We start from the raw sequence: 21,945 nt of genomic DNA on the forward strand, positions 1-21,945 counted from the left end.
ATATGAATACTATTCTTCAGTTTCTTGGGCAAATCCCATGGTGGCTTTGGATACTAATTATTTTAGCTATTGTAGCCATTAGAGATATTTTCTTTCAAAGTAAACATACTATTAGCCATAACTTTCCTGTGGTTGGTCATTTGCGCTATTGGTTAGAGAGTATTGGTCCAGAAATGCGTCAGTATTTTGTGGCCAACAATAGAGAAGAATTACCATTTAATCGCATTGAGCGTGGTTGGATTTATGCTTCAGCAAAAAAAGAAAACAACTACGAAGGTTTTGGTACAGATAGAGACATCTACGCGCATCAACATATATTTATTAATAATGCGATGATGCCTTATAAAATTGAGGATAATCATCCTAATGCCATCGATAAATGCTTTTTGCCTTGCGCAAAAGTCATGGGCGAATACAATAAACGTAAAAAGCCTTATCGTCCGGCGTCAATTATTAACGTTTCTGCAATGAGTTTTGGTTCCTTATCGGCCAAAGCTGTAGAATCACTCAATAAAGGCGTAAAAATAGCAGATGCTTACCACAACACAGGTGAAGGTGGCTTGTCGCCTTACCATAGTCATGGTGGCGATGTGGTGTTTCATTTTGGTACAGGATATTTTGGGGTTCGTGCGGAAGATGGTGGATTCTCCATGGAAAAAATGATTAAACTGGTTGAAGACAATCCCTTTATTCGTGCCATAGAAGTTAAACTATCGCAAGGTGCAAAGCCAGGGAAAGGCGGTGTTTTACCTGGTAAAAAGATTTCTAAAGAAATTGCCGAAATACGTGGTGTCGAAGTAGGAAAAGATGTCTTATCTCCTCCAAATCATAAAGCTTTTTCTAATGTCCCTGAAATGGTTGATTTTATTGAAGCCATTGCGGAAGCGACTGGATTACCAGTTGGCATCAAGGCGGCTATTGGAAAATTAGAACAATGGGAAGAATTAGCTAAAATTATGAAATCCGAAAATCGCGGCCCAGATTTTATTGCTGTAGATGGTGGCGAAGGTGGCACAGGTGCTGCTCCACCAAGTTTTGCAGACCATGTCTCCTTACCTTGGGTTTATGGATTTAGCGATATTTATAAGCTCTTCCAAAAGTATGGTATTGAAAACAGAGTCGTTTGGATTGGTAGTGGTAAACTCGGTTTTCCTGCAAAAGCGGCTATGGCATTTGCCATGGGTGTCGATTGTATTAATGTAGCCCGTGAAGCCATGATGAGTATTGGCTGTATTCAGGCTCAAGTATGTCATACCAATCGTTGTCCTGCTGGGATTGCTACACAAAACAAGTGGTTACAAAACGGTATAAATATTCCTTTAAAATCCGAGCGTTTGGCACAATATTTCAAAACGTTTAGAAAAGAATTGATAGAAATTACTCATGCCGCAGGTTACGAGCATCCTTGCCAGTTTAATATGGCGGATATTGAAATGAATGTCGATGACCATAATCTAACTAAAGAATTCAACTCTACCTTTGGTTATAATAAAACTCCTGTAGATTTTAAAAGCATGCAAGACCTAAAAGCGTGTATGTATTTAGGCGGAAAAACAAAAACCAAAACTGAATTGCAGAATTAATTGAAACCCATTATGTTTGTTTAAAACAAAAATTTATGACCTCAGATAACATCCTACTTATATTTTTAAGCCTTCTACCTGCATTAATCGTCGCAGGAATTGCCTACAATTTTTTTAAAAACCATATAGAAAACGAAAATAGAAGGAGACGTTTCGTACTGCAAAAAGAATTACAAAAAGAATCGTTGCCATTACGACTTCAAGCCTATGAGCGCATGGCACTTTTTATGGAACGAATATCACCTTCAAAATTGTTAATTAGAGTTTCTCCAAATTCCTCAAATAAAGAAAGTTATGAAGCTTTACTTATAGCAACTATTGAGCAAGAGTATGAACACAATTTAACACAGCAGATTTACATTAGCGACAGATGCTGGAATGTTATAAATACCGCAAAAAACACTACCATTCAACTCATCCGAAAAAGTAGTATGCAGGAAAAAACAGACTCTGCCAATAAGCTACGTGAAGTGATTTTAAACAATCTTATGGACAAACAAGCACCAAGCGCAACTGCCTTAGCTTTTATAAAAAATGAAGTAAGCGAACTTTGGTAAACCAAAGCTCAGATTCTAAAGTTTAGAATTTTAAATCTAAAGATTATTTGCTAGAATGCTTAATTGCCGCGTAGTCATAGCCTTGCTGCCACCACTTCTCCATTAATCGTTTGCTAAAAATTAAAGAATTTTCGGTTAGTGTCGTCGGTGTGTAATACAGATTTAGTTTTGCACCTCGATTTTTGGCGGCAAGTTTACCTATAAGAATATCGTTTCTTTCGTTTTGGTCTAATAAATGCCCAAACAAATTGAGCATTAAGGAGAATGGATTTTTACCTAAGACCTTCTGCCTGTCCATATTTTCTGATTCTAGAACAATGGCGTCTACTTCAGTGGCGCCTCGCAAAATAGCCTCGCGAATAGGAATGACGCTTCCTAAGCCACCATCAGCATATTCATGACCGTTGACAACCGCCAAAGACATAAATGGTACGTAATTGCAAGAAATCCATATCCAGCTACAAAACTCCTCATACGTACATTCTTGTATGGACTTGTACTCTACTCGATTCATAGATAAGTTTGCAACCGTAACTACAACATCGTGCTTTTCCTTTCTAATCTTTTGATACTCGTCGTAGGTAAAATTCTTTTGTATGTTTCGTTTTAATGCTTTGCTCTCTCCGAATGTACGCTTCCGCTTTATAAATTGCCATAAGGAATTTACAAAATCTATAGAAACATATTCTCGGTCACCCTTTTTACGCTGAACAAAAGGACTAACACTAAAAATATCGTGTTGCTGTACGTTGGTAAAAATATCGTACAGCTTTCCTATTTCACCACAAGCCAAATGCGGTACCAGTAAGCTACCTGTAGATGTTCCTAAAAACATATCGTATTCACGATTTTCGCGCTCCATAAGATACTGCGCCACACCACCAGCAAACGCTCCTTTACTTCCGCCTCCTGATATAACTAATGCCCGCATTATGGTTTTTGATTAAGTGTTTCTAAAAGTTCTTTGGCAAACTTAACCATTCTCCAGTTGTGATGCGACTTTGCTTGCTCTAAATTAGACTTACATTCCGTATCACAAGATTTTATTAAATCTAAATACCTAAAAGCATTCATTCTAAGCTCAAAATTATACTCTGGATTGGTGTAGCTTTTTAGTTCGTTTAAAACTTCTTGTTTTTTATCCGATTGATATTCTGGTGTATTTAAATGCAACACCAACCACAACAGACGCACGTTTTTATCGTGAAAGCCTTGAACAGTCTTTGTTCTGGATAAATATTGAGAACGTGACGTCGGGAAATTGACCCACAAATTATACAGCGCATTCTCGATGGTTACATAAGAATCATCCGTTAGCAACGATTCGTAATCCGCTTTTAATTCAGCAGGAATATTAGTTAGATATAGCGCAATGGCCTGGCGCACCTTTAAGCTCTCTTTAAAAGTTTCCTTAGACACTAAATCTGGCCGCTGTGAAATCACCTTAACCTTAGCCTCGTCTGACACATAATACTTTAAATAATCTTCGCATTTAGACGAATTTGCTTCGCAATCCACCATGATATATTCTTGAATAAAAGTTGAATTAGTCTTTAGCAAGGTTATCGCATCTTCAAATGGAAATGCTTCAGCTTTTATCCATTCTGAAACAAAGTCATCTAAAGACTGACCATAAAGCGCTTCAACTTCAGAAATAAAATCAGACGTTTGTACATTTGCGAATTGATGTTTATTCAAATAATTAACGACTGCTTTTTTGAAGATAGCATCACCAACTTTTTCTCGCAACGCATACAAGACCCAGGCGCCACGCTGATAAAAGGTTAAACTACTCGATTTAGGATTGAGAAGCGACGTACCACTACCCGCCAAGTCTTGTCGTGCTAAATCTTGTGCTGAATTGTAAAGTTTAAAATCGAAATAATCTTGACCAAACACTTCGCGCTCTGCCAAAAGTGCGTAGTACGTTGCAAAACCTTCTTGCAACCAATGATGCTCGCCAGAAGTCGCCGTGACCAAATCACCAAACCACTGATGCGCCAACTCGTGAGCATTAACGTTGACATAGTTTTTATCATTAAATCCTGTAGAATCCACCACAAAGGCATCTGAGAATATGGTTAAGCTCGTATTTTCCATTCCTGCATACAGAAAATCATGAACAGGCACTTGCTTGTAATTTTGCCAAGGATAGGTAAACCCGATTTCGTCTTCTAAAAAATCGAACATTTGTTTGGTATAACGATAGGTCGGCTCGACTTTTAAGGAATCTTCAGGATAATAGTATAGTTCTAGAGGAATTCCGCTTTTTGATGTTTCTTTTTTTACGTCGTATTTACCAATAGCTAAAGCAACGAGATAGCTGGACATTGGCTTTTGCATATCAAACTTTTTGATATAAAACTCAGGGTCAAATATTGTCATTTCTTCTACCTTTTTACCATTAGAAAAAATTTTATAACCTCGTTTAAAAGAAAATGATAAATCAAACTCCACTTTCTCATTCACATCATCAAAGCTAGGTAACCAGTTGCTTGTATATTTTCCTTGGCCTTGCGTCCAAATATTCCACTTTTCGTTTCGCTTTAAGAAATAAAGTGCCTTTTTAGGTTTTGCTGAATACTTGAACTTTAGCTCATAAGAGCTATTAGCTTTAAAATTATTACGTACAATCAAATGACTATCATCATTTACATACTCTACGTCTATAATCTCAACATCCGTATGAACGCCTGTTTCTATGAGCTTGTAATCGCTGAATGTCATATGTTTGGCGTCTATGAAAATGGAGTCGGTATCTTTTAAAATTTCAAAATGGTAAGTTAAACTTCCTTTCACTTTAGACGAATCTGGAATAATTGTGATAAAAGCATCTAACTTTTTAAAATCCACATAATCCGTTTGCTGCGCATATAAAAATACCGAACACAAAAGACCAAATATGACTAAAAATTTCTTCATGCTGTAAAACTACACAAGGATAAGACCAAAATCAATTATTTTAAAACTAAATGAAGTATGAGATTTCTCGACTACGCTCGAAATGACAGATAATTCAAATTGAAATTTCAAAGTATTTCAATAAATTCGCTTTATGAGTGTAAACCTCCAAACTCCTATCGACTATCTTAAAGGCGTTGGCCCAAATCGTGCAGATTTGCTACGCTCGGAGCTTGGAATAAAAACCTATCAGGATTTACTCAATCTTTTTCCTAACCGCTATATAGACCGCACACGCTATTACAAAATCAACGAATTACAACGCAACAATGCCGAAGTCCAAGTTATTGGGGTTATTACGGGATTTAGAGAAGTTGCCCAAAAACGTGGCAAACGCCTTGTGGCCGACTTTAAAGACGATAGCGGCATGATGGAACTGGTTTGGTTTCGCGGACAAAAGTGGATACGAGAGAGCTTAAAAATTGGCAAACCTTATGTTATTTTTGGTCGTACTAACTGGTTTAATGGCAGATACAGTATGCCGCATCCAGAAACAGAACTGCTATCGGAGCACGAAAAAAATCTACGCTCATCCATGCAGGCTATTTATCCGTCAACAGAAAAACTATCCAACAAAGGCGTGACGAATAAAGTGGTTTCAAAAATAATGCAGCAATTGTTTTTAGAAACTAAAGGCCGATTTGTAGAAACGCTTCCAGATTATATTCTAAAAGATTTAAAATTACTCTCTAAATCTGAGGCTCTTTTTAACATTCATTTTCCTAAAACACCCGAGCTTTTAGCTAGAGCAAAATTCAGGTTGAAATTTGAAGAATTATTTTATATCCAATTGCAATTAATTCTGAAAAACCTGATTCATAAATCAAAAATTAAAGGCTTAAAATTCGATAAAGTCGGAACGTATTTCAACACCTTTTTTAACGAGCATTTACCTTTCGATTTAACCAATGCACAGAAACGTGTTTTAAAAGAAATTCGTCATGATTTAGGAAGTAACGCACAGATGAATCGGCTTTTACAAGGTGATGTAGGTTCCGGAAAGACTATAGTTGCATTTATGTCAATGCTCATGGGGCTTGACAACGGTTTTCAATGCTGCTTAATGGCGCCAACTGAAATTTTGTCAGTCCAACACTACAATGGATTATTAGAATTATGCAAACCATTGAATATCAGTATAGAATTATTAACTGGTTCAACTAAAACTTCAAAACGAAGAGAAATCCACGAAAATCTCGAAAATGGTAATTTACAAATCTTAGTTGGTACTCACGCCCTACTTGAAGACAAGGTAAAATTCAAAAATTTGGGCCTTGCTATTATCGATGAGCAGCATCGTTTTGGAGTGGCTCAACGAAGTAAATTATGGAAGAAAGGACCTAAAAGCCCACCTCAATCCTCCCAAAGGGAGGAAGCTAAAAACGTGCTCAAAAAATATATGACGGCGCGACCATCAACATATAAGTTGATGAAAGAATTACAACAGGAAAACAAAAAAAATAGTACTGAAGCAGAGCGTATTTTATGGGAATGTTTAAGAGGAAAGAAGTTAGATTCTAAATTTAGACGTCAACACATTATTGATGAATTTATAGTTGATTTTGTTTGTTTAGAAAAAAACTTAGTTATCGAAGTTGATGGCGGTTACCACAACAGTATTCAGCAACAAGAAGTGGATGAAATTCGTGCTGCAATACTCAAAGATTTAGGGTTTAAAGTCATTCGCTTTACAAATGAAGAGGTTATCGGAAATATCAATTCAGTATTAGACAAAATCTCCACAGCACTGAGTAAAATTCCCACTTTGGGGGAAAATAAGGGGGCAATTCCACCCCACATTTTAGTGATGACAGCAACACCAATTCCAAGGACGTTGGCGATGTCTGTTTATGGCGATTTGGATATTTCCGTCATAGATGAATTACCCGCTGGTCGTAAACCGGTAAAAACGGTCCATCGATATGACAACAATAGACTTAAAGTATTCCGCTTTATAAGAGACGAAATCGCAAAAGGCCGGCAAATCTACATCGTTTATCCATTGATTCAAGAAAGCGAAAAAATGGATTATAAGGATTTAATGGACGGTTACGAGAGTATTTCTAGAGAGTTTCCTTTACCCGACTATCAGATTTCTATTGTTCACGGCAAAATGAAACCTGCCGACAAAGATTACGAAATGCAACGTTTTGCAAAAGGTGAAACTCAGATTATGGTAGCCACTACGGTCATTGAGGTTGGGGTTAACGTCCCAAATGCTTCTGTAATGATTATAGAAAGTGCCGAGCGTTTTGGTTTATCTCAATTACACCAACTTCGCGGACGTGTAGGTCGAGGAGCCGAACAGAGTTATTGTATTTTGATGACAAGCCACAAATTGAGTAATGACAGTAAAACGCGACTAGAAACGATGGTACGCTCTAACGATGGCTTTGAAATTGCCGAAGTAGATTTAAGACTACGTGGTCCTGGTGATATTATGGGGACGCAACAAAGTGGTGTTCTTAATCTAAGAATTGCAGATGTGGTAAAGGATAAAGACATCTTACAAGAAGCTAGATACCATGCTAAAAAAATATTAAACGTAGACCCATCATTGGGTTTACCAGAGCATAGACAAATTCTTAACACCTACAGAGAAATGGGCAAATACAAGAATATCTGGAATTATATTAGCTAGACGTTTTGAATTTACAATTTAAGCCTTACGAGAAAAAACTAATTATCTTTGAAATCTTAAATCACGTTTATGTCCATGCTGCACCTAAAATTAGAAACCGACCCTCGATGGGTAAACATTGTTGAATCGAATATCGAAGAAATCCTTGTAGACCATGCTTGGTGCGAGCAAAAGGCCGCTACAAACGCCATTACCATCATTACACACAATAGCGAGTATGAAGATTTAGTCACTAAACTTTTAGAATTGGCTAAAGAAGAACTAGAGCATTTTCAGATGGTACACGAGATTATTAAAAAACGCGGTTACACTTTAGGCCCAAAGCGAAAAGACCATTATGTTAATCAGTTATTCCGGTTTATGAATCGTGGCGGAAACAAACTACAAAGTATGGTAGACCGCTTGTTATTTTCTGCAATGATTGAAGCACGAAGCTGCGAACGCTTTAAACTGTTATCCCAACGTATTAGCGACCCAGAACTGTCTAAATTCTATTACGATTTAATGGTCAGCGAAGCCGGACATTACACTGTGTTTATCACTTTTGCTAGAAAATACGGAAAAGGTATCGATGTAGAAAAACGCTGGAAAGAACTCGTAGAGTTTGAAGGCGAAATCATAAAAAGCTACGGTAAATCCGAAACTATTCACGGGTAAACGTTTAATACATGCTCACCAAACTAGGCCAAAAATTTACGGACGGTTTTACCAAATACATGCCAAGCGCTTATGTGTTTGCCTTATTGCTCACGCTAATCACAGGTATTTTAGCACTCACACTCACTGACGCTAAACCAATTACCGTTTTAGAAGGCTGGTACGACGGTTTTTGGAAACTCCTCGCCTTTGGGATGCAAATTGTATTAATTATCATCACCGCGTATTGCATTGCGCAGTCAAGCCCGGTAAAACAAGGCATTGACAAATTAGCTTTGGTGATTAAAACGCCAACACAAGTGTACCTAACCGTTATTGCTTTAGGCGCCTTATTATCGCTTATAAGCTTTGGTATGGTAGTGATTACCGCTATTTTAGGACGTGAGTTAGCCTTGCGAATCAAAGGCATCCATTACCCGTTTTTAGTGGCTTGTGTGTACTTTTCGTTTAATGGTTGGGTTTGCGGCTTATCGAGTTCTATTGCCTTGTTATTAAATACAGACAACAACTTTTTAATTGAAAGCGGCATTCTAGACCAGACCATTTCTACAAGTTACAGCTTAGGCTCCACATTAAACATTGCCATGATTGTGCTCTTTGTTATTGTGTCGCCATTACTCATGTATTTGTTAATCCCAAAGTCTGCTAAAGGTAAAGAACTAAAAGACTTAACTGACACTACCGAAACAGATGATACATCAGTAAAAGACGAAGCCTTGTCGTACAAACTCCCATTTAAAGCCGTGTCTGATGCGTTGAACAATGCGGGTTGGCTACAACTCAGTGTGGCGTTATTGGGCGTGACTTATATTGTTTATCATTTTATTAAAAATGGGTTTGACCTTAATTTTAATATCATGATTTTTATCTTTTTAATCGCTGGGATGCTATTGCACATCACACCCATGCGCTACAGTATAGCCATGAAACGTGCCAGTAGCAATATCTCTGGTATCTTATTCCAATATCCGTTTTATGCAGGGATTATGGGCATTATGATGGCATCTGGTTTGGGCGCTTTAATTAGTGATGCCTTGGTAACCATTGCCACACCAAAATCGTATGCCTTTATCTCTTACCTCACTGGTGGTGTGATAAATTTTGCCATACCGTCTGCTGGTGGTGAGTTTGCGGTGATTGGCCCAAGTATTATTAACATGGTACAAGAGTTAGGTGCTAACCTCTCACAAACCGAAATTACTGCCATGACGGCACGCGCATCTATGTCGGTAGCTTATGGCGAAAGTTTAAGCAATTTATTACAGCCGTTTTTCCTTTTAATCGTTTTTCCTGTGATGGGCAAAAATATAAAAATACAAGCTCGCGATGTGGTGGGTTACCTCTTTATCCCTTTTGTGGCGCTGTTTGTGGTGCAATCGCTACTCGTTACTTACCTGCCATTATAGCCTTTTAAAATTACGTAGTTTTACGGATTGACACGTTTGGTTTTAAGACTTAACTTTCGAGTTACAAAAGGCAGATTTCAGTATCACACTAAGTAGAATATTACCAAGGAATATTGTTTTGATATTGGTCATAATTGAAAATCTGAACTAACTAAATAGCAATGAATAAGGAAAGAGCAACAACATATAGTCTTTTAGCCCATATTAGAAATACAGGAACTTTAGCAAAAGGGCCAATTGATATTTTTATTCCGTTAGTAAAAAGAGCTTTGTCATATATGAGCTCTAAGGGGATTCATAAAGGCAAAAGTATACTCGAAATTAAAAATGTAACGGATGAACTTTATGGACTTGACTTTCCTGTTCCAGCATTAAAAAAAATACTTGATGCGATTTGTGCCGAAGTAAATGATGAAGATACAACTCGTTTCGTTCTTCATAAAGACCTTTCCTTTAGCGTTAATGAATACACTTTTGATGAATTCGATGAAATATTAAAAGAACAGGAACAAGACATAGAAGAATTAGAAAAACTATTTGAGCAATTTTGTAAAAATTCTGATTTAGAGATAAATAATAGTGAATCTATATTCAAATTCATTGAGAAGAACAAGTTTAATCTTTCCAAATATATCTCTCACAGTCAAGATAATAATGGAGAAGATTTTACAGCGGAAGCACAGTTTATAGATTTCTTCAAGCGAATTCCTCAAGTCTACGAGAAAATTAAGAACATATATTTAGGTTCCATTATTTCTGGCTACATAGAATACACGCCTGACGAAGCCAAACGTGAAGTAAAATTATTACTAGATACTAATTTTATTGTTGGCTTACTAGACTTAAATACACCCGAATCAACTCACACTTGTAGAACTTTGATAAAAATAGCAAAACAACAAGGGTTTAAAGTTATTGTGCTAATAGATACCATTAACGAAACAACCAACCTACTTGAGAAAAAAGCGGAGTATTTTGATAAATCATTTCTACAGAAAAAGGTAAATACTGAAGACGTTTACAATGCTTGTGAAAGACGCAATCTATCAAAAGCTGACCTAGAAAGAATTGCAGATAATGTTGAAGATTCACTTAAAGAATTTGGTATTTCTACAATTCCTTATACTGAAAAATTGAAGAATGAAGCAAAGTTTACAGATGATTACAAAAATCTATTAGAATATAGGTCAACAAAAATTGCAGCACTTCACGATGCTATGGCTGTGCTTTTCATAAGGAAAGAACGAAATAATAAGAGAATAAAGGATTTCGATAAAGTTAATGCTTGGTTCGTTAATAATACTGCGACTTTAGAAGGCGAAAACTTCCATTTAAGAGAAGGTTTTCAGCCTGAAACTATAAAGGCGGACGACCTGCTAAACATTCTTTGGTTAAGTAATCCTCAAATAACAAATTCGATTGATGGAGAAGACTTAGCTGAAATTGGACTTACTTCTACAATTGCTCTTACCCTGAGTCAAAATCTTCCGAAAGCAAAGATTCTTAGAGAACTAGATGACAATATTCATAAGTATGCAGAAGAAAAAATCAGCGATGAAGATATTGTTCGTGTAGCAACGAGAATTACAAATAAACAACTAAAGGATATTGAATCCTTAAACTTGCTTGCCGAACAAAATAAAGAAGAGTTCATAAAGCGATTAGAGGACGAGGCAAGAAAACAAAAGGAAATTGAAGAATCAAGAATTAAAAACTTAGAAAAGGTTTTTAATAACTTATCATTAAGAACTGACAGCCTTGAGAAAAGCAAGAAAGAGTATGATGAAAAAAGTAAGTCAATTGATTCGATAATAGCAGAAAAAACTTCTGAGGCAGATAAGTTAAAAAATCAATTATTTGACGAAAAAAACGAGACTAGACGAATAAAAAGAGAGGCTTGGATTGATAATGAGGTTAAAAAATGGCGTAGAAAAAGTTGGGTATTGTTGTCTTTTAGTCTTTTACTTTTCCTATGCATTGGAATATATCTCTTATATCAATCAAATTGGAATATCGATGGTGCAATAAAAAGGTTTAAGAACTGGCAATCTGACTTTATTATTGGAAATATACTTTCTATTCTTTCTTTTGTTTTTATGGCTATAGTATTGTATTTAATTAAAGATAAATATTTGAATCATAGTAATATTAAAAGTTTTAAAGCTGAACTTAAAATACCCGATGAATTAAAAGAACTAAAAAAGTAAGAAGCTATTAAAACTAAAATTAATTGCTAGTTCTCGCCTACTCCGCCAACAACTCCGCAATAAAGCTTTCAAACTCAGTTTTAAACTCGGTATATTTTTCGCCAGTGGCTGGGCCATTAAAGCCGGTGTGTATTTTACGTACATTTCCTGTTTTGTCTATAAAAATAGAGGTTGGATACGACAAAACATGGTTAAGCATCGGTAGTTTTTCAGCGGCTTTCTCTTTATCATAGCTGCCATACTGCGCCAATAAAACTGGGTATTCTATCCCAATTTTAGAGGTTAAGCGTTCAATACGGCTAAAGGCTTTTTCTTTGGTTTTGGCAGACTCAAACGCCAACGCAATAATTTCTAGGTCTTTGTCTTTGTTTTTGGTATAAAAGTCGGCATAGTACTTACTTTCGTCCAAACAGTTTGGGCACCATGTTCCCATAATTTGTACGACAACCACTTTATCTTTAAAACGCTGGTCTTTTAGGCTTACCATCTCACCTTCAGCATTTGGAAATGTAAAATCTATACTATCGTAACCCTCTTTTAAAAAGGTGAGATTATCGGCACTAGGCAATTCGTAATCGGGGTTGCGCTTGGCTACAAACGGCTCTTTCCAATGATTACCTGAGTAAAACTGGCCTTCCATAGTAGAGTCGGTTACTTTTGCGGTAAATAAAAAGGCATGTGCGCCATCAAAGGTGGAGAGTTTTAGGATGTTATTATCCATAATCCCTTCAAGATAACGGTAATCGCCGGTTGTGGTTCTAAACGTACCATACACAAAATGGTCGACCTGCTCAAAAATACCTTTGGCAATATACTCGTCGCCGTCTACACCTGGACTAAATACGGCTTCCCAAACGCCATCTACAGAAGTCGATGTTGGGCTTTTTGGATGTTTGGCAAAACGCACATCATTGTTATAGGTTGCGGTAAACGGTACAATTCTGTCTAAACTTTCTTGAATGAATTGTCCTCTAAGATTGTCGCCATCAAAGGTGGCAGCAAAATAGCCTTCAAACACCGGTGCGGTGATAAAAATAGAGTCGTTACGATACTCTACCTCATCGACTTCAATCACTTCTTTAGCATTAAAAATCTTAAGTGATGTTGGAGACGTTACTCTAAAAATAAACGGTAACTCTTGCTTGTCTTGTACTTCTAAAACCGCTCTATAGCTTCCGTTTTTAAGGGTTTGTGGTGTGTTTTTATCGTTACAAGCACTTAGTAGTAGCGCTAAAAGTAGCATTGGTAAATATCGCATTGCAATTGTTTTGTAATAAAGTTCGAATTAACGACAAATAACTTACAAAAAAAAGGTGCTAAATAAATAACACCTTTTTAAGTTTTATGCACATCCGTAATTATTCGGACTTTGGTTCTTTTGTTACTTTTTCTAGTCGCTCTTTAGCTTGTTTTATTCGGTCTTTACCACGTTGTATGGCTTTTTCTAATTCGTTTAGCTTTTCTTCAGCTTTCGAAATTTTTTCTTCTTTGGCTTTAGACTCCTCTTCAGACACTGTGCCTTCGTCTTTGGCTTGTTTTAAGCGTTTTTTAGCCTCTTCAATCTTTGTTCGGCTTCGTCTTGCAGTACGCTCGCGCTCTTCAATCTCTTCGCTTTCTTGCTGTAATTTAGCACGCGCCTCTTCTGCCCTAGCTTGGCCAAACTCTTTTCCTGTAAGGCCTTGCTTATTCTTTCCATAGGCATTGCCTTTGCCATTAGTCACCTTTTCTTCCTTGACTTTTTTCTCTTTTTTTATTTTCTCCTTTACCTCTTTTACCTTCTCTTCTTTTTCCTCTTTTTCTTTTTCGGCTTTATCTTTCTGATTGTTGGCTTTATCTTTCATAGATTTTGCCTTGTCTTTCGCCTCTTTGGCTTTTTCCTTGCCTTTTTGCTCGACCTCTTCAGACGTTTCTTTGACTTCTTTTAATTCTTTCTTTGCTTTGCCTTTAGCCTTATCGGATTTGCCCTGTGCTGTACCTAATTGGCTAACACCTACGACTAATATGAGGCATACGATATATCTAATTACTGTTTTCATATCTATTGTTTTTAATTATATACTATCTAATTCTTTAACGGCATCTTCCAGGGCTTCTGCCTTATTTTCTATGTCGTTAGACACACTATCTAACTTTTGTTCTACGTCATCAATGACCTCTAATTTTGCTTTGGTTTCTGCCTCTTCTTTTTTGGTGTCTCTGCACGAAAAACTTGAGAATAGTATAACTAACATAAGGAGTTTTGCGAGTGTTTTCATATATCTACTAATTTAATTAAGGTCTTAAGTTACTAAATTATCAGCCAAATGAAATAACAACAGAATTAAATAGCCGAAATAAATGTTTAAAGTTAGTCCACTTGTATTTTATAAAGCCCCAAGTATTTCTATCTTTGTGGCTTGAATATTTTGAAACTATGAAGATTTCATACAACTGGTTAAAACAGTTTATTAAGACCGATTGGGACGCCGAAAAAACAGGCGAATTACTTACAGATTTAGGATTAGAGATAGAAGGTATAGACACTTACGAGTCTGTAAAAGGTGGTCTTAACGGTATTGTTATTGGTGAGGTATTAACTTGTAAGCAACACCCAAATGCAGACCGATTAAAAGTCACTACCGTGAATATTGGTGAAGCAGAACCTGTACAAATTGTCTGTGGCGCGCCAAATGTTGCTGCTGGACAAAAAGTACCAGTTGCTACTATAGGAACTACACTCTACACTGCTGAAGGTGAAGCTTGGAAGATAAAAAAAGGTAAAATTCGTGGTGAAGAAAGTCACGGCATGATATGTGCCGAAGATGAGCTTGGATTAGGCGAATCTCACGATGGTATTATGATTTTAGATGCCGATTTAAAAGTAGGAACACCTGCTTCAGAGGTTTTTAAAATTGAAAATGACGCTATTTTTGAAATTGGTCTTACACCTAACCGCGCCGATGCTATGAGCCATTATGGCGTGGCACGCGATTTAAAAGCAGGCTTGTTACAAAAGGATGTGCAGTTAGAGTTAATTACGCCTTCTGTGAGTTCGTTTCACGTAGATGCGCGTTCTTTAAAGATAGATGTTGATGTTAAGGATAAAGAAAAAGCGCCACGCTATTGCGGTGTTACGATTTCTGGTATTAAAGTAGAGCCATCTCCAGATTGGATTCAGCATCGCTTAAAATCCATAGGTTTATCGCCGATTAACAATGTTGTAGATATTACCAATTATGTCTTACACGAGTTAGGCCAGCCGTTACACGCCTTCGACGCTAATAAAATTTCTGGTAATAAAATTGAAGTTAAAACCTGCGCAACTGGTACAAAATTTACGACGTTAGACGAGGTGGAACGTGAGCTCCACGAGGACGATTTAATGATTTGTGATGCCGAAAAACCGCTGTGTATTGCTGGGGTTTTTGGAGGTGTAAACTCAGGCGTTACCGAAGGGACAACAAGCATCTTTTTAGAAAGTGCTTATTTTAATCCTGTTAGCATTCGTAAAACGGCAAAGCGTCATGGCCTTAACACCGATGCCTCTTTCCGTTTCGAGCGTGGTATTGACCCAAACATTACAGAATATGCGCTTAAACGTGCGGCACTGTTAATTACTGAAATTGCTGGTGGTGAAATTTCGAGTGATATTTCGGATACCTATCCAAATAAAATCGAAGATTTTCAAGTGCGTTTAAGTTTCGACAATGCTAAGAAGTTAATCGGTGAAGAAATTCCTAGAGAGACCATAAAAAGTATTTTAACCTCTTTAGAAATAAAGGTAAACAACGTTACCGAAACCGGATTGGGATTAACTGTGCCAGCTTACAGGAACGATGTTCAGCGAGAAGCTGATATTATCGAAGAAATTTTGCGTGTGTACGGTTACAACAACGTAGGAACGACTGAAAAGCTAAATGCTTCGATTTCTAATTCTACTCGTTTTGAAGATTACAAGCTTCAAAATATCATAGGAAACCAATTGGCATCCCAAGGGTTTTACGAGATTATGACCAACTCGTTAACCACAGCAAAATATACAGAATTAAGCGACCAACTACATACAGATAATAATGTACAAATGCTTAATCCCTTAAGTACGGATTTGGGCGTTATGCGCCAGTCGTTATTGTTTTCTGGTTTAGAGGCCGTAGCCTACAATATCAACAGAAAACGCAGTGATTTAAAGCTGTTTGAATTTGGTAAAACCTATCATCACTATTCAGACAATAGAGAGGAATACAAGCATTTGTCTTTATTTGTAACGGGTAATAAATCTGAAGAACGTTGGAATACAAGCGTTACTGCTAGTGACTTCTTTTATTTAAAAGGAACTGTTGAAGCTATTTTACAACGTTTGGGGCTTAATCGTTTAAAATCTGGTCCGATTAAAACCGATGTACTCAGCGAAGGTGTGTCTCTATCAGTAGGAAAGAAAAAAATAGTGAGTTTTGGATTGGTTAAAAAATCAATTTTGAAGCATTTTGGGATTTCACAACCCGTTTTATATGCCGATTTTAATTGGGATAACGTTTTAGAACTAGTACAGCATAATGCTATTAAATTTAAGTCAATACCTAAATTTCCAGAAGTAAGACGTGATTTTGCCTTATTAATTGATAAAAACGTGACGTTTGAAGATATTTATACTGTAGCACAGCAAACCGAAAAGCAGCTGCTTAAAAATGTGAATTTATTCGATGTTTACGAAGGAAAAAACCTACCTTCTGGCAAAAAGAGTTATGCCGTGAGCTTTACGCTTCAAGATGAGCATAAGACCTTAAACGATAAGCAAATAGACAAAATAATGTCTAAATTGCAATCTAATTTTGAAAGTAAACTCGGTGCAGAATTGCGTTAGACCTATGAGAAAACAACTGCTTTTTAGTGTTATCGTTTTACTACTAGTTTCTAAGATATCTTATGGACAGCTATTAAATACAACAATTGATAGCACCGATAACGAAACCATCTGGCAACTTGCTAAGTACGATACCAAACAAACCTTAAAAAGTGTTGGACATGCCTTTACACAACCACTTAGATGGAACGGTAAGGACTTTACAAAATTAGGAATACTTATTGGTGGTACCGCAGCTATGACCTTTGCTGATGAGCCTTTACAAGAATTTATTCAGCGACAAGCCGGTGATTTTCCTAGAGTAGTCAGAGATTTTGGATGGTATTTTGGTAGTCCTCAAAACTATTTTATGGCAAACGCGGGTTTGTATGGTTTTGGCTTATTTACTAAAAACGAAAAAATACGAAAGACAAGCGTCTTAATTATTTCATCCTCGATTACTTCAGGATTGATTCAAACCTTTACAAAGAACGCTATCGGTAGAGCGCGACCAAGCCGAGAAGCTGGGCATCTAGAATTTTCGTCTTTTGCAAACGAATCTAGCTTTAGGTCATTTCCGTCGGGACATACTGTACTATCTGTAACTATGGCACATGCTATTGCCAAGCAATTTGAAAATACTTGGGTAAAAGCTGGTATATATACCATTGGTGCCATACCGCCCATTTCTAGGCTTATAGATGATGCGCATTGGTTTACGGATATTGCTTTTAGCACCGTATTAAGCATTATTGTTGTAGATGGTATAGACAAATTTTTATTTGAAGAAAAAGCGTACGATTATCCACAAAAACAAAAAACAATTAGCTGGAATCTTAAATTTGCGCCAAACCAAGTAGGTATTGTTGGTACGTTTTAATTAGTGATTAGTTAAATCTAGATTATTCATAAACACAAACCAACAACTAAACGACCTAACGACTTAACGACTAAATATTATCATTTTCTTCACATTTGCGGCGTGGATATTTGTTAATTTTAACATTTAACAAAAACACTAAACATGGCAAATATAACTTTAGGCGGAAATCCGGCCTCAACTGTAGGAAACTTACCTGAAACAGGAACTAAAGCACCAAACTTTACACTAACCAATACAGATTTAGAAGACAAATCGTTATCTGATTTTTCGGATTCTAAATTAGTTTTAAATATTTTTCCAAGTGTAGATACGGGCGTATGTGCGCAATCTATTAGAACATTTAACGAAAAAGCAAGCAGCTTAGATAACACAAAAGTGTTATGTATTTCTAAGGACTTACCATTTGCAATGGCTCGTTTTTGTGGCGCAGAAGGTCTAGACAATGTTATTAGTCTTTCAGATTACAAAACAGGAGATTTTGGTAATACCTATGGTGTTACGTTTAAAGATTCAGCTTTCGAGACCTTATTATCTAGAGCAGTCGTTGTTATTGATACCGATGGTACCATACTACATACCGAGCAAGTTTCTGAAGTTGGTGAAGAGCCAAATTATGAAGCCGCATTAAATGCATTAAATTAATATGCCCAATAGAAATAAAGAATCTTTTGGAGTCAATCGCCTTAAAAGTGTAGGTTACGCTTTTAAGGGATTGATGGTTTTAGTAAAAACCGAAAATAGCATTAAACTTCAGCTAATTATTGCTACAATAGTAACAATAGCTGGCATTTTTTATAATATTTCTACAACAGAGTGGCTTATACAACTGGCAATGATTGCTATGGTAATGAGCGTGGAAGGTGTTAATACAGCCATAGAATATATGGCAGATTTTATTCACCCAGAACATCATCCAAAAATCGGATTAATAAAAGATATAGGTGCTGGCGCCGTATTTATTGCTTCAATCATAGCTATAGTCGTTGCTGGGATTATTTATATTCCAAAAATCTTCGCTTAATTCTGTTAATAACCTCTTAGCAATAATACCAAAACTGTTAGGATAAACGTTACTAATTTGTATTTTTGATTTAATAACTAAATCGTAATTCAATACGCTTAAGTCTGAATGTATTTCAGGCTTTGTTTATAATAGATGGCAAAACGTACGACCAAGAAAAAAGCACCAGCAAAACCTAAGCTTAAACGCCCTTCCTTTAAACTGTCGAGTCAGCAAAAGCTGATACTTGGTAGCTTATTCATTATTTTAGGTGTTTTACTGTTTATTTCGTTCGTTTCATTTTTATTTACAGGAAAAGAAGACCAAAGTCTGTTATCAGAATTCCCATCAAGACAAATAGAAGCCAAAAATTGGGCAAGTCAACTTGGCGCAAAGCTTAGTGAGTGGTTTATTACCAAAGGGTTTGGTTTACCATCGTTTATATTTTCGGGATTGTTGTTTTTATCTGGCGTTTACGTTTCGCTAAATCTTAACCTTGCAAAACTCCGTAAACATTGGATTTGGGGAACACTAATTGTTATATGGCTATCTATTCTTTTAGGCTTCTTTACGCATAAATACGATATCCTAGGTGGTGTTATTGGTTATGAAATGAATCATTTTTTTCAAGATTATATTGGAAAAATTGGTACAGCGCTCCTACTCGCTTTTGGCTTAATCGTGTATTTGGCAATCCGCTTTAAAATGACAGGTGATACCTTTGTGAATCTGTTTAAAAGAGCTAAATCTAATATTAAGGACGATTTTAAAACTGTTGAGAACACTAATACTTCTGAAGACATTGTCCCAATAGACAATAGCTTATCCGAAGAAGCTGAAGCCATTAAATCCGTTTACGAAATTCCGTTAGAGAATTTAGAGCCTACAATAGCTAAACATTCTAAACCAACCGACACAACCGATACAAAAACCGAAGCTCCGAGAAAAGTAGAAGTTGTAGTTAACAAACCTGAAGCAGAGGTAGAAATGAAAGTCGAGGTTACAGAAGAAGAAAAATCTGAAACTGATAACCTGGCAGATAAATTGGTGGAAGACTTTGGTCAGTTCGACCCAACACTAGAATTAAGCAACTTTCAATTTCCGCCTTTAGACTTATTGAAAAAATACGATAACGAAGGCATCTCCATAGACCAAGACGAACTCGAGGAAAACAAAGACCGTATTGTAGAGACACTAAATAACTATAAAATTGGTATTACGAGTATTTCCGCGACTATCGGTCCAACAGTAACGCTATATGAAATCGTACCAGAAGCAGGTATACGTATTTCAAAAATTAAGAATCTAGAAGACGATATTGCCTTATCGCTTTCTGCCCTTGGTATTCGTATTATTGCGCCAATTCCAGGAAAAGGAACTATTGGTATTGAAGTTCCAAACAAAAAGGCCACTATCGTATCGATGCATTCGGCAATAGCTTCAAAGAAATTTCAATCGTCTAAGATGCAATTACCTATTGCGCTAGGTAAAACCATTAGCAACGAAACCATGGTTGTTGATTTGGCAAAAATGCCGCATTTGCTTATGGCTGGTGCTACAGGACAAGGTAAATCCGTAGGATTAAATGCCGTATTAACGTCGTTGCTCTACAAAAAACATCCTGCCGAGGTAAAGTTTGTTTTAGTTGACCCAAAAAAGGTAGAACTAACGCTTTTTAATAAAATAGAGCGTCATTATTTAGCAAAACTACCAGATAGCGAAGATGCCATTATCACAGATAACACAAAGGTCATTAACACCTTAAATTCGCTCTGTATTGAAATGGACAATCGCTACGAATTGCTAAAAAATGCCTTTTGTAGAAACATTGCGGAGTATAATAAGAAATTTAAAGAACGTAAACTTAATCCTAACGACGGCCATCAGTTCTTACCATACATCGTATTGGTTGTCGATGAGTTTGCCGACTTAATAATGACGGCAGGGAAAGAAGTAGAAACACCAATTGCCCGTTTGGCACAACTCGCACGTGCTATTGGTATCCATTTAATTATTGCTACGCAACGTCCTTCTGTAAATGTTATTACAGGTATTATAAAAGCCAATTTTCCGGCGCGTATTGCTTTTAGAGTAACGTCTAAAATAGATTCTCGTACCATTTTAGATGGCGCAGGTGCCGACCAACTTATTGGTCGTGGTGATATGTTATACACGCAAGGCAATGATTTAATCCGTATTCAGTGTGCTTTTGTAGACACACCAGAAGTGGAACGCATTACGGAGTTTATTGGTGGACAAAAAGCGTATCCCGATGCATATTTACTTCCAGAATTCGTTGGTGAGGAAGGTGGCACAAATCTTGATATAGACATAGCAGATAGAGATAAATTGTTTAAAGAAGCTGCTGAAATTATAGTCACGGCTCAACAAGGGTCGGCGTCTTTGCTTCAGCGAAAGTTAAAACTTGGCTATAACAGAGCAGGTCGTTTAATTGACCAGCTGGAAGCCGCAGGAATTGTTGGCGGTTTCGAAGGCAGTAAAGCAAGACAAGTTTTGGTACCAGATTTGCTCGCTTTAGAACAATTATTAGCTAACGAAACTCAAGATTAACAGGTTAATACAACTTATAAGATGAAAAAAATAGGACTACTTTTAGCATTAATTATTACCGGGAACTTAATGGCCCAAGATAAAGCCGAAGCTTTGCTTAACGAAGTCAGTAAAAAGGTAAAATCGTACGAAAACATCAGTGTGAATTTTAAGTACGAACTTAATAATGTTAGCGAGAATATTTCCCAGGAAACAAAAGGCGACGTAACTATAGAAGGTGATAAATATGTATTAAACGTGCTAGGCGTTACCAGAATTTTCGATGGAAAAAAGTTATACAATATAAGTCCCGAAGACGAAGAAGTTACTATTTCTTCAGAAAACACAGAAGATGAAGGTACTATTACCCCAAGTAAAATGTTATCCTTTTACGAAGATGGATACACCTACAAAATGGATATTTTACAAAATGTTCGAGGACGAAAAATACAGTATGTAAAACTAACACCTATCGATAGTAATTCTGAGATTAGACACGTGCTTTTAGGTATTGATGCTACGACAAAACATATTTATAATTTAATAGAAGTAGGTAAAGGTGGCGTTAAGACGACACTGACTGTTAATTCTTTTAAAACAAACCAAGCTATTCCAGAAAGTCTTTTCACTTTCGATAAAAGCAAATATTCTGATTATTATATCAACGAAATAGATTAACGA

General features: G+C 36.6%; 17 protein-coding genes. 12 read left to right on the forward strand and 5 right to left on the reverse strand.

Annotated features, from left to right (window positions below; all coding sequences use genetic code 11):
- Positions 1-2: 2 nt before the first annotated feature.
- Both DFQ05_RS12425 and DFQ05_RS12430 read left to right on the forward strand, forming a co-directional pair.
- Entirely contained in the window at positions 3-1,583 is a 1,581-nt protein-coding gene (locus tag DFQ05_RS12425; protein WP_132705783.1) for an FMN-binding glutamate synthase family protein, read from the forward strand.
- Between the two features lie 35 nt (positions 1,584-1,618).
- On the forward strand, positions 1,619-2,140 hold the full coding sequence (locus tag DFQ05_RS12430) for a DUF7935 family protein (RefSeq protein WP_132705785.1): 522 nt from the start codon (positions 1,619-1,621) through the stop codon (positions 2,138-2,140).
- A 43-nt stretch (positions 2,141-2,183) separates the two neighbouring features.
- On the opposite strand, the gene DFQ05_RS12435 is transcribed toward DFQ05_RS12430, so the two are convergent.
- Together DFQ05_RS12435 and DFQ05_RS12440 are read right to left on the reverse strand one after the other, a co-directional pair.
- A complete protein-coding gene (locus tag DFQ05_RS12435) occupies positions 2,184-3,071 on the reverse strand; it encodes a patatin-like phospholipase family protein (RefSeq protein WP_132705787.1) in 888 nt (295 codons plus the stop codon).
- A complete protein-coding gene (locus DFQ05_RS12440) occupies positions 3,071-5,062 on the reverse strand; it encodes a M1 family metallopeptidase (RefSeq protein WP_132705789.1) in 1,992 nt (663 codons plus the stop codon). Before DFQ05_RS12440 ends, DFQ05_RS12435 begins: the two co-directional genes overlap by 1 nt.
- 133 nt (positions 5,063-5,195) lie before the next feature.
- Here DFQ05_RS12440 and DFQ05_RS12445 point away from each other — a divergent pair, with 133 nt between their 5' ends.
- From DFQ05_RS12445 to DFQ05_RS12460, 4 genes are all read left to right on the forward strand, one after another.
- Entirely contained in the window at positions 5,196-7,742 is a 2,547-nt protein-coding gene (locus DFQ05_RS12445; protein WP_132705791.1) for a DUF559 domain-containing protein, read from the forward strand.
- Positions 7,743-7,817: 75 nt separating this feature from the next.
- Positions 7,818-8,399, forward strand: a complete 582-nt coding sequence (locus DFQ05_RS12450; protein WP_073087074.1) for a MiaE family protein — start codon at positions 7,818-7,820, stop codon at positions 8,397-8,399.
- A gap of 11 nt (positions 8,400-8,410) precedes the next feature.
- Positions 8,411-9,805, forward strand: a complete 1,395-nt coding sequence (locus DFQ05_RS12455; RefSeq protein ID WP_132705793.1) for a short-chain fatty acid transporter — start codon at positions 8,411-8,413, stop codon at positions 9,803-9,805.
- A 161-nt stretch (positions 9,806-9,966) separates the two neighbouring features.
- Positions 9,967-12,012, forward strand: a complete 2,046-nt coding sequence (locus tag DFQ05_RS12460) for a hypothetical protein (protein WP_132705795.1) — start codon at positions 9,967-9,969, stop codon at positions 12,010-12,012.
- A 37-nt stretch (positions 12,013-12,049) separates the two neighbouring features.
- Here DFQ05_RS12460 and DFQ05_RS12465 read toward each other — a convergent pair whose 3' ends face one another.
- The 3 genes from DFQ05_RS12465 to DFQ05_RS12475 all read right to left on the reverse strand — a co-directional run bounded on the left by DFQ05_RS12465 (position 12,050) and on the right by DFQ05_RS12475 (position 14,267).
- Positions 12,050-13,270: a peroxiredoxin family protein gene (locus tag DFQ05_RS12465; protein ID WP_132705797.1), complete on the reverse strand. Its 1,221-nt coding sequence runs from the start codon at positions 13,268-13,270 to the stop codon at positions 12,050-12,052.
- A 100-nt stretch (positions 13,271-13,370) separates the two neighbouring features.
- The gene (locus tag DFQ05_RS12470; protein WP_132705799.1) at positions 13,371-14,048 is read right to left on the reverse strand and encodes a hypothetical protein; all 678 of its coding nucleotides are present in this window, start codon (positions 14,046-14,048) and stop codon (positions 13,371-13,373) included.
- Between the two features lie 15 nt (positions 14,049-14,063).
- Positions 14,064-14,267 (reverse strand): hypothetical protein, encoded by a 204-nt coding sequence (locus tag DFQ05_RS12475; protein WP_132705801.1) that lies wholly within the window; start codon positions 14,265-14,267, stop codon positions 14,064-14,066.
- Between the two features lie 158 nt (positions 14,268-14,425).
- Between DFQ05_RS12475 and pheT the strand changes: the two genes are divergently transcribed.
- The 6 genes from pheT (at position 14,426) to lolA1 (ending at position 21,942) form a co-directional block, all read left to right on the forward strand.
- Positions 14,426-16,852 carry a phenylalanine--tRNA ligase subunit beta gene (gene pheT / locus DFQ05_RS12480; protein WP_132705803.1) on the forward strand — a complete coding sequence of 809 codons (2,427 nt, stop codon included), beginning with the start codon at positions 14,426-14,428 and terminating at the stop codon, positions 16,850-16,852.
- A gap of 4 nt (positions 16,853-16,856) precedes the next feature.
- Positions 16,857-17,711, forward strand: a complete 855-nt coding sequence (locus DFQ05_RS12485) for a phosphatase PAP2 family protein (RefSeq protein ID WP_132705805.1) — start codon at positions 16,857-16,859, stop codon at positions 17,709-17,711.
- 144 nt (positions 17,712-17,855) lie between these two features.
- Complete coding sequence (gene tpx, locus DFQ05_RS12490) at positions 17,856-18,356, forward strand: thiol peroxidase (RefSeq protein ID WP_132705807.1); 501 nt, start codon at positions 17,856-17,858, stop codon at positions 18,354-18,356.
- 1 nt (position 18,357) lies between these two features.
- Positions 18,358-18,735: a diacylglycerol kinase gene (locus DFQ05_RS12495; RefSeq protein ID WP_132705809.1), complete on the forward strand. Its 378-nt coding sequence runs from the start codon at positions 18,358-18,360 to the stop codon at positions 18,733-18,735.
- 135 nt (positions 18,736-18,870) lie between these two features.
- Complete coding sequence (locus DFQ05_RS12500) at positions 18,871-21,285, forward strand: FtsK/SpoIIIE family DNA translocase (RefSeq protein ID WP_132705811.1); 2,415 nt, start codon at positions 18,871-18,873, stop codon at positions 21,283-21,285.
- Positions 21,286-21,306: 21 nt separating this feature from the next.
- The gene (gene lolA1 / locus DFQ05_RS12505) at positions 21,307-21,942 is read left to right on the forward strand and encodes an outer membrane lipoprotein periplasmic chaperone LolA1 (protein WP_132705813.1); all 636 of its coding nucleotides are present in this window, start codon (positions 21,307-21,309) and stop codon (positions 21,940-21,942) included.
- Positions 21,943-21,945 lie beyond the last annotated feature (3 nt).

This window comes from Winogradskyella wandonensis, from assembly GCF_004346845.1.
GTDB lineage: Bacteria > Bacteroidota > Bacteroidia > Flavobacteriales > Flavobacteriaceae > Winogradskyella > Winogradskyella wandonensis.